Source organism: Microbacterium sp. (genome assembly GCF_030149085.1).
Classification (GTDB): domain Bacteria; phylum Actinomycetota; class Actinomycetes; order Actinomycetales; family Microbacteriaceae; genus Microbacterium.
In genome coordinates this window covers 1-9,054 of the sequence record NZ_JASBSF010000090.1, presented here as the reverse complement: position 1 = coordinate 9,054, position 9,054 = coordinate 1, and the positions used below count along the sequence as shown (strand labels likewise).

The 9,054-nt window shown below is 68.5% G+C and carries 9 protein-coding genes; 3 read left to right on the top strand and 6 right to left on the bottom strand.

Annotated elements, in window-relative coordinates:
- The 3 genes from katG to Q1V87_RS03735 form a co-directional block, all read right to left on the bottom strand.
- The coding region (gene katG / locus Q1V87_RS03745) for a catalase/peroxidase HPI (RefSeq protein ID WP_300590886.1) at nucleotides 1-1,764 on the bottom strand (1,764 nt) is incomplete at its 3' end.
- Nucleotides 1,761-2,252: a Fur family transcriptional regulator gene (locus Q1V87_RS03740; RefSeq protein WP_300590887.1), complete on the bottom strand. Its 492-nt coding sequence runs from the start codon at nucleotides 2,250-2,252 to the stop codon at nucleotides 1,761-1,763. The genes Q1V87_RS03740 and katG, both read right to left, overlap by 4 nt.
- 61 nt (nucleotides 2,253-2,313) lie before the next feature.
- The gene (locus tag Q1V87_RS03735) at nucleotides 2,314-3,312 is read right to left on the bottom strand and encodes a stage II sporulation protein M (protein WP_300590885.1); all 999 of its coding nucleotides are present in this window, start codon (nucleotides 3,310-3,312) and stop codon (nucleotides 2,314-2,316) included.
- Between the two features lie 16 nt (nucleotides 3,313-3,328).
- On the opposite strand from Q1V87_RS03735, the gene Q1V87_RS03730 reads away from it, so the two are divergent.
- Nucleotides 3,329-4,177: an RDD family protein gene (locus Q1V87_RS03730; protein WP_300590884.1), complete on the top strand. Its 849-nt coding sequence runs from the start codon at nucleotides 3,329-3,331 to the stop codon at nucleotides 4,175-4,177.
- On the opposite strand, the gene ahcY is transcribed toward Q1V87_RS03730, so the two are convergent.
- Both ahcY and Q1V87_RS03720 read right to left on the bottom strand, forming a co-directional pair.
- Entirely contained in the window at nucleotides 4,171-5,631 is a 1,461-nt protein-coding gene (ahcY, locus tag Q1V87_RS03725) for an adenosylhomocysteinase (RefSeq protein WP_300590883.1), read from the bottom strand. The genes Q1V87_RS03730 and ahcY overlap by 7 nt on opposite strands.
- 44 nt (nucleotides 5,632-5,675) lie before the next feature.
- Nucleotides 5,676-5,882, bottom strand: a complete 207-nt coding sequence (locus Q1V87_RS03720) for a DUF3499 family protein (RefSeq protein WP_292711755.1) — start codon at nucleotides 5,880-5,882, stop codon at nucleotides 5,676-5,678.
- A 170-nt stretch (nucleotides 5,883-6,052) separates the two neighbouring features.
- Between Q1V87_RS03720 and Q1V87_RS03715 the strand changes: the two genes are divergently transcribed.
- Entirely contained in the window at nucleotides 6,053-6,493 is a 441-nt protein-coding gene (locus Q1V87_RS03715; protein WP_292711754.1) for a metallopeptidase family protein, read from the top strand.
- Nucleotides 6,494-6,500: 7 nt separating this feature from the next.
- Here the strand turns inward: Q1V87_RS03715 and Q1V87_RS03710 are convergent, their stop codons facing one another.
- Nucleotides 6,501-7,871: a DUF5719 family protein gene (locus Q1V87_RS03710; protein WP_300590882.1), complete on the bottom strand. Its 1,371-nt coding sequence runs from the start codon at nucleotides 7,869-7,871 to the stop codon at nucleotides 6,501-6,503.
- A gap of 233 nt (nucleotides 7,872-8,104) precedes the next feature.
- Here Q1V87_RS03710 and Q1V87_RS03705 point away from each other — a divergent pair.
- Nucleotides 8,105-9,054 (top strand): transposase (locus Q1V87_RS03705; RefSeq protein WP_300590881.1); only part of this gene is annotated, 950 nt, incomplete at its 3' end.

Sequence of the window (9,054 nt, the reverse complement as noted above, 5' to 3'; positions counted from 1 at the left end):
CGTCACGACGGCCTCGACACCGGCATCCTTTGCGGCCTTCTCGACACCGGCGTTGCCCGCCAGCACGATGAGGTCGGCCAGTGACACCTTCTTACCGCCTGGAGCCGATGCGTCGAAGTCCGCCTTGATGCCCTCGAGCACGCCGATCACCTTCGCGACCTGCGCGGGGTTGTTGACCTCGAAGTCCTTCTGCGGTGCCAGGCGAAGACGAGCGCCGTTCACGCCACCGCGCTTGTCGCTGCCGCGGAAAGTGGATGCCGCAGCCCACGTCGTCTGCACGAGCTCGGCGACGGTGAGGCCAGACTCGAGGATGCGCTGCTTGAAGAGCGCAGCATCGGCCTCATCGATGAGCGGGTGGTCAACCGGGGGCACCGGGTCCTGCCACACCAAGTCCTCGGCAGGGACCTCCGGGCCGAGGTAGCGAGCCTTGGGGCCCATGTCGCGGTGGGTCAGCTTGAACCAGGCGCGAGCGAACGCGTCAGCGAACGCTTCCGGGTCTTCGAGGAACCGGCGCGAGATCTTCTCGTACTCGGGGTCGAACCGCAACGCGAGGTCGCTCGTGAGCATCCGGGGCTCGCGACGCTTCGACGGGTCGTGGGCAAGGGGCACCATGTCGGCACCCCCGCCGTTGACCGGACGCCACTGGTTGGCGCCGGCGGGGCTCTGCATGAGCTCCCACTCGTAGCCGAACAGGATGTGGAAGAACTCGTTGTCCCAGCGGGTCGGGTGGTACGTCCAGGTGACCTCGAGACCACTCGTGATCTGGTCGTCACCCTTGCCCGAGCCGAAGTTGTTCTTCCAGCCCAGACCCTGCATCTCGGGACCGGCGGCCTCGGGGTTGTTCTCGAGGTACGAGTCGGATGCCGCCCCGTGCGTCTTGCCGAAGGTGTGACCGCCGGCGATCAGGGCGACGGTTTCTTCGTCGTTCATCGCCATCCGCTTGAAGGTCTCGCGGATGTCGATGGCCGATGCCAGCGGGTCGGGGTTGCCGTTCGGACCCTCGGGGTTGACGTAGATGAGTCCCATCTGCACCGCGGCGAGCGGGCGCTCGAGGTTGCGCTCACCCGTGTAGCGCTCGTCGCCGAGCCAGGTGGTCTCGGGGCCCCAGTAGACGTCGTCATCCGGCTCCCACGCATCGATACGTCCACCGGCGAACCCGAACGTCTCGAAGCCCATGTTCTCGTGCGCGACGTTGCCGGCGAGGATCATGAGATCGCCCCACGACAGCGCGCGCCCGTACTTCTTCTTGACCGGCCACAGGATGCGGCGAGCCTTGTCGAGGCCGACGTTGTCGGGCCAGCTGTTCAGCGGCGCGAACCGCTGCTGGCCGGTGCCACCGCCGCCACGTCCGTCCATCACGCGGTAGGTGCCAGCGCTGTGCCAGGCCATACGGATCATGAGGGGGCCGTAGTTGCCGAAGTCAGCCGGCCACCAGTCCTGCGAGACCGTGATGGTCTGTTCGATGTCCTTCTTCACGGCGTCAAGATCGAGGGACTCGAACGCGGCCTTGTAGTCGAAGTCACCGCCGTAGGGGTTCGCCTCCACGGGGTTCTTCGCGAGGATCTTGAGGTTCAGCTTGTTCGGCCACCACACCTGGTTGGCCGAACCGTTCGTGGGGTGGGGCTGCGCATGGATGACGGGGCAGGCGCCGTCGCCCGTAGCCTCGGCGACTTCTGCCTCGTCGGTGTCTGTGACGGTGACAGCCTGATCGATGTCATTGGGCTGTTCCCCCAGGGGGGTGACTGCCGGGTCGTTTTCGCTCATGATCGTCCTTCCGTGACGGTCGGGTTGTGGGTAGGTGATGAAGAGTCGGTCTCTGTCGCGGCGCACGCTTCGCACACGCCCCAGAATGTGATCTCGGCCTGAGCGAGTGCGAAGCCATGGGTTTGCGACGGATGCAGACACGGTGCTTCGCCGGTGACGCAGTCGACGTCTTCGACCCGCCCGCACGAGGTGCACACCAGGTGGTGATGGTTGTCGTCGATGCGGACCTCGAACCGCATGGGCTGGCCGGCCGGCTGGATGCGGCGCACCAGTCCCGCCGCCTCGAAGTCGCTCAGTGCGTTATAGACGGATTGCAGGGTGGTCCCGGGGGCGCGGCGGTCGACATCCGCGAAGATCGCATCAGCGCTGGCGTGAGGGTGCTCTCGCAGAGCGTCGAGCACCGCGAGGCGCGCGCTCGTGACCCGGAGCCCCGCTGCGCGGATCACCGATTCGACCGGCTCTGGGCCGGCGATCCCCCGCGCATCCATCACACCTCGACGCTAGCGCATTTTTGATCAGTTCAAAAGGAGCGAGCGTCGAGGATGCCGCTCATCCGCCGCTCCACAGGCGCGGGGTGCCGGTGTGGAACTCCGTGAGGTCCCCCGTCTCACCGGCACGCACCGCTCGCCGCCCGACGACGAGCATGTAAACCAGGAACGCCGCGAGCGCAGCGGTTCCGATACCGATCTTGAGGGCCCACGGCCACGCCTGGGCGGTCACGAAGCCCTCGATGACCCCCGCCACAGCGAGCGCGAAGACGAGTCCGATCGCCACCGTCGCCAGCGCCCGACCCTCCGAAGCGAGCGCCTCACCGCGCGTGCGCGGACCCGGCGCGACCCATGACCAGAAGAGGTGAAGGCCGGCCGCGACGGCGACGAAGACACACGTGAGCTCCAGTTGCCCGTGCGGAAGGATGAAGAGGAAAAACGTGTCGATGCGGTCGAAGGCTGCGAGCACGGCGGCTGCCGTCCCGACCGCGACGGCATTTTGTACCAGCACCATCACCGGCCAGATCCCGGTAATCCCGAACAGCACGCTCTGGGCTGCGATCCACGCGTTGTTCGTCCAGACCGTACCTGCGAAGACGGCCGCGGGATTCTCGCTGTAGTAGCCCTCGAACTCGACATCCGCGTAGTACTCGAGTTGCACCTGTGAGCCCAGCGACGCGACCAGCGCCGGATCACGGGAGATCCAGGTTGCTACCACCGTCGCGACCACCACGAACAGGCCAGCGACAGCGAGGGTGGTCCACCGCAGCCGGTACAGCGCCGCCGGCAACTGCCAGAGGAAGAAGCGGGGGATCTGCCGAAGCGGATTCTCACCGCGGCCCGTCAGCCGGCGCCGGGCGCGCGCCAGGAGCAGCGAGACGTAGTCACCCTCGGCAGTGCGCCCCGCGGTCGTCTTGATGTCGGCGAGATCCGCCGACGCGGCCCGATACCGGGTGACCAGTTCATCGATCTCGGCACCCGAGAGCCGACGGGAGCGGCCGAGCTGGTCCAGCCGCGCCCACTCCGCGCGTCGCGCGTCAGTCAGGGCATCGAGATCCATTTGCTTTACTGTACCCATGGCCCCCGAGCACCCGATGACGGTCGAGATCCGTCAGGACGAAGTGCTCACCGGCGAAGCAGTCGCGCTCGACATCCAGCCCCTGAGCTTCTTTCAGCGAGCGCTCGGCTGCCTGATCGATGTGGTCGCATCCGTCGTGCTCCTGCTCGTGCTGGCCGTCGTGGCGAACTGGCTGCTGGGCGGCGCGTTCCTGGATGCCGCCGCGGCGCCGATTCTCGGAATCACGACAGTGGTCGTCGTCCTGGTGCTCGTTCCGGCGCTCGTAGAGACACTCACGGGCGGCTCGAGCCTCGGCCGGTGGGCAGTGGGCGGCCGCATCGTGCGCGTCGACGGCGGCGCTGCAGGATTCCGCCACGCGTTCATCCGCGCCTTCATCGGGGTGTTGGAGATCTGGCTGACCGCGGGCGCGGTGGCGGCGATCGTCGGTGCGTTCACGCCACGGACGCAGCGCCTCGGCGACCTTGTCGCCGGCACATACTGCGAGCGCTCACGTGCCCCGAAACTTCGGCCACGCCCCGTCGAGGTGCCCCCGGCGTTGGCGAGTTGGGCGGCGGTCGCTGACGTCGGGCGCATGCCCGATCGGCTGGCACGCCGTGTCTCGCAGTTCGTTCACCAGGCCGTCTACCTCGACCCCGGCGCGCGGACGCGGGTCGCCGCAGCGCTGGCAACCGAGGTCGCTCCGTACGTGTCGCCTCTCCCGCCGGTCGATCCCGAGACGCTGCTGCGTGGTGTCGTCGCCCTGCGGCGGGCGCGCGAAGCACGCGCCTTGGCCCTGCAGAACGAGCGCCTCGCCACTCTGACCGCCGGGGATGCCGACACCACGACGGTCCGGACGGTGCGTCAGTAGCGGTAGTGCTCCAGCTTGTACGGCCCCTCGACCGGAACGCCGATGTAGGCAGCCTGATCGCCGGAAAGCTGCGTCAGCTGGACTCCGAGGGCGGGAAGATGCAGGCGCGCAACCTTCTCGTCGAGGGCCTTGGGGAGCGTTGCAACACCCAGTGGATAGTTGTCGCGCTTGGTCCACAGCTCGATCTGGGCGAGGACCTGATTGGTGAACGAGGCGCTCATGACAAACGAGGGATGACCCGTCGCGTTCCCGAGGTTCATGAGGCGTCCTTCGCTGAGGACCAGCACGCTCCGGCCGGTGGGAAGTCTCCACTCGTGGACCTGGGGCTTGATCTCGACGCGCTCGGTTCCGGCGAGGCTTTCCAGGCCCGCCATGTCGATCTCGTTGTCGAAGTGCCCGACGTTGGCGACGATCGCGAGGTGCTTCATCGCGAGCAGGTGATCGACGGTGACAACGTTGCGGTTGCCGGTTCCCGTGATGAGGATGTCGACCTGATCGATGACATCCTCGAGCCTGGCGACCTGGAAGCCGTCCATGGCCGCCTGCAACGCGCAGATCGGGTCGATTTCGCTCACGATGACGCGAGCTCCCTGGCCACGCAGCGCCTCAGCGGCCCCCTTGCCGACATCCCCGTACCCGGCGACGAAGGCAACTTTCCCGCCGATGAGAGCATCGGTGGCACGGTTGAGACCGTCGGGCAGGGAGTGGCGGATGCCGTACTTGTTGTCGAACTTTGACTTGGTGACCGAGTCGTTCACGTTGATCGCACGGAACAGCAGCTCGCCATCACGTGCCAGCTCATAGAGCCGGTGCACGCCGGTGGTGGTCTCTTCGGTCACACCGACGAGCTCCCGACTCATGCGCGTGAAGCGCTCAGGGTCGCTGGCAAGGGAGCGACGCAGCGCGTCGAGAACCACCCGGTACTCCGCGGAATCGCCGGGAGCGGCATCCGGCACTGCCCCCGCCTTCTCGAACGCGACGCCCTTGTGGACGAGGAGGGTCGCGTCACCGCCGTCGTCGAGGATGAGGTTCGGACCGTCGAATCCCTCCGCCGACCAGTCGAAGATGCGATCGGTGCAGTCCCAGTACTCGGCGAGGGTCTCGCCCTTCCAGGCGAACACCGGAACACCCTGGGGCCGGTCGACGGTGCCGGTCGGGCCGACCACGACGGCAGCCGCAGCTTCGTTCTGGGTCGAGAAGATGTTGCAGCTGGCCCACCGCACCCGGGCTCCAAGAGCCACGAGCGTCTCGATGAGCACAGCCGTTTGCACTGTCATGTGCAGGGATCCCGCGATCCGCGCACCGCGTAGCGGCTGCTGCGGACCGAACTCCTCGCGCAGAGCCATCAAGCCCGGCATCTCGTTCTCGGCGAGGCGGATCTGGTGGCGTCCGGCATCGGCGAGCGCGAGGTCAGCGACGGTGTAATCGAGCGCGGCGATCGTAGAAGTCGACATGAGCGGTATTCTCCCACGCCGCCGGCCGCCGGAGCTGCGCCCCGTCAGGCCCGCAGGGTTTCGTGGCGCACAACCACCCAGCCTCGCGGCATGGCGAGCCGCTCGGTGTGGATGCTGCACAGATCGTGCGCATGGACCACCGCCTCGGGGCCCAGCGGGCCGAGCACCGCCATCTGGTCGCCGTAGTCGTAGGTGAGCGTGGCAACGGCTTCCCGCGCGCACGCAATCTTGGAGCACAACCGTTCACGCATCACCGTCACGGTACCCGCATGCCCACGGCACAGTCGGCCGCCACGCGGGCCGGGCCGACCACCGCAACCGTTCGCGTGTCACGCGCTGCGGGTCGCCGGCGGCGCAAACCACGCATCCGTGACACCGCAACGGTGAGGTCCGGGGGATCGGGCCGATCTAGGATGGGCGCATGGCCTGGCGACGCTCCCGCTCAGCCCCGGCACGATCCCGGCGCCCCGCACGTCACGGGCGCCATGGGCGCGTGGGACGCAGCCCCGTCGTTCGCCCACCACTCCCGCCCCTGGACACCCGCATCGACAGGTTCGACCTCACCGTCGGCACCGCGGCGGAGTTCCTACGATCGGCGTGGGAGGAGCTCCGCGAGGTCAGTTTCGAGATCGGCGATATGCCCCCCGCGACGGATGCCGACGGCATCCCCCGGTGGGCAGTGCTCACCGACCAGAAGCGCATCATCCTGTACCGCGTGCCGCTGGAGCGCCTGTCGCACCTGCACCGCAACGATGACCTGCATCGCCGGATGATGATCGAGGGGGCAGTGTTCCGCGCTGCGGCGCAGTACCTCGGCAAGGATCCGTGGGATCTGGGCCCCGACCGCTTCCGCTACTTCTGAGGCCGGCTCAGGGGTAGACGACGATCGGCTCCTGGCCCGCGGTCGCGGGAAACACCGGGAACGCACCCAGAGCACCGGCGCCGACGTAGCCAACGCTCGCGCGTACGGGCCCCCCGGTGAGCTCGTACGCTATCGCGGCCCGCAGCGGTACCTGAACGCTCGCGCCCGCCGGCACTGTCACCGGGACAGGGCCAGACCCCGGTTCCGCAAGCTCGACTGTCACATCCGCTGAGCCCGGGTTGGCGATGGTGAGGACAGGGCCCGGCCCGCTCGGCACAGCGATGACCGCGGAAGACTCGATCTGCGGGGACGCCTGGTACCAGGCGAAGTCGGATGCCGCACCGAAGCCGGTGGTCTGCCACACCGCAGCCGCGACCGGTGTCGAGGCCACGACATCCACCGTGTAGGAACCGACCGGCAGGCTCGGCATTTCGACAGCCGCCGGGATTCCCGCCCGGAGCTGAACGTTCACCGGGTCGATGGCCGGCGCTGCGGTACCGACAGCTCGCACCGAGATCGTCGCTTCGGTATCGGCATCCGGCGAGAGCACCCGCACCATGGTTCCGGAAAGCCCCGACCCGCTGGCGAGCGCTCCCTCGGTGACCGTGACCCCGACGATCGTCTGGCTGGTGGCGAGCTCGCTGAGCGCTCCGGACTGGTCCACCCCGCCGGGCTCGAGGACCCGCGTGATGCTCGACTGCAGGGATGCCGCGACCGGGGCGCCGGTGGCTTGAACGTGCACGACGGGGCTCTCCTCGCCGAGGGCGATGCCCGCGAGAGGGATGATGCGCTGAGCGCCGGGGCGCACGACGATGCCCCCGCCACCGGGCGGAACCTCGGCTCCGGAGGCTCCATAGACAGTGAGTGTGACAGTCGCGGCGACCTCTCCCGGGTTGGAGAGCACGACAAGGTCGGCGGCGCCTGTCGTGCCCGCCCCGGCCACGAGCCACGAATCCAGCAGCGGCAGGCGGCAGGATGCCGCGCTGTACCCAGTCAGGTCGGGGTCGCCGACCGTGGCAGAACCCGCGGCAGCGAAAGGCTCCGACCCCGGCGCCGAGCGAAGCACGAGCGGAGCCGCTCCCGCGGCATCCGAAGCCAACTCGCCGCGATCGATCGCGCTCTCCCCTGCCGTTGCCACGGCCTGGGGCGCTGCCACGGTGATCGAGCTCACGGCTGTCGAGTCTCGTGCAGACACGAGCAGGTCACCGGCACACACGAGGGTCTGCCCGGCCGACGGCGGCGAAACTGCCACGGATGCCGGTTCCGGCGCGATCGGGGGAACCTCGATCAGCGGCACCAACGCTATCGCGGCAATGGCGCCCGCTCCCGCGAGCGCACCGAAGACGGGCCTGAGCCAGCGTGAGGCTGATCCGGTCATGTCGCCCTACCTTTCTGAGTGTTCCCGATCGTGTTGTTGACGCGGCAGGATCGGGAATGTGCGAGCGAGGCAGGGATGGTTTTCATGCTGGCTGCATCGGATGGCCAAGGAGGCTTTGCCCCCTGCCTCGCCGCTTCTTCCTGACCGCTGATTAGGAACTGCGATCGATCGCTGTGTAGGGCAAGGACGGGGGGAAGAGGCCGCACGCGACTGACGAGCGAGGGAGGTTCACGATGACAGTCGCAGTCGGAATCGATGTCGCCAAGGACATCCACTGGATAGAGGTCAAAGTCGCCGAGACCGGCACGGTGCTGACCAGCCACGCCGTCGAGAACACCCCGGCAGCGATCGCTGGAATGATCGATGAGGTCCACGCCGCCGAGACCGTTCACGGTCCCGCCCGGGTCGGGATCGATCTGCTGGGCGGGATCGCCGGCCTGCTGGAGGCGATGCTGATCGAAGCCGGGCTGACCGTGGTGCACGTGCCCGGGCTGGCGGTGAACCGTGCTCGCCGCGGCACCGTCGGCGGCGAGCACAAGAGCGACCCGAAAGACGCCCGGGTGATCGCCGACCAGGTCCGGATGCGCGATGACCTGCGGCAGGTCACCGCGATGCGGGAGGATGACGTCGAGCTGCGGCTGCTGGTCGGCCGCCGCAGCGAGATCGTCGCCGACCAGACCCGCCGCGCCGCCCGGCTGCGGGACCTGCTGGTCTCGATCAACCCTGGCCTGGAGCGCATCGTCGACGTGACCACGAAGACCGGGCTCTGGCTGCTGACCCGCTACGCCGCCCCCGGCGAGCTCCGCACCGCCGGCCGGGCCCGCGTCCTGGCCCACCTGCGCAAGCTCGACCACGTCAAGGCCGCGAGCATCACCGCGCTGGCGGATGCCGCGCTGGCCGCCGCGCACGCCCAGACGATCAGTGTCCCCGGCGAAGCCGTCGCCGCGGACCTTGTCCGTGACCTGGCCCGCGAGATGCTGACCGCCCGCGACCAACTGCACCACATCGACCGGCGCATCGAGGGGACCCTTGACCGGCACCCTGACGCGGCCCTCATCCGCAGCCTGCCCGGCATGGGGGCCACCCTCACCGCGGAGTTCCTCGCCATCACCGGCGGGATCGCCCGCTACCCCGACGGCGACCACCTCGCCGCCGCGGCAGGCCTGGCCCCCGTCCTGAAACA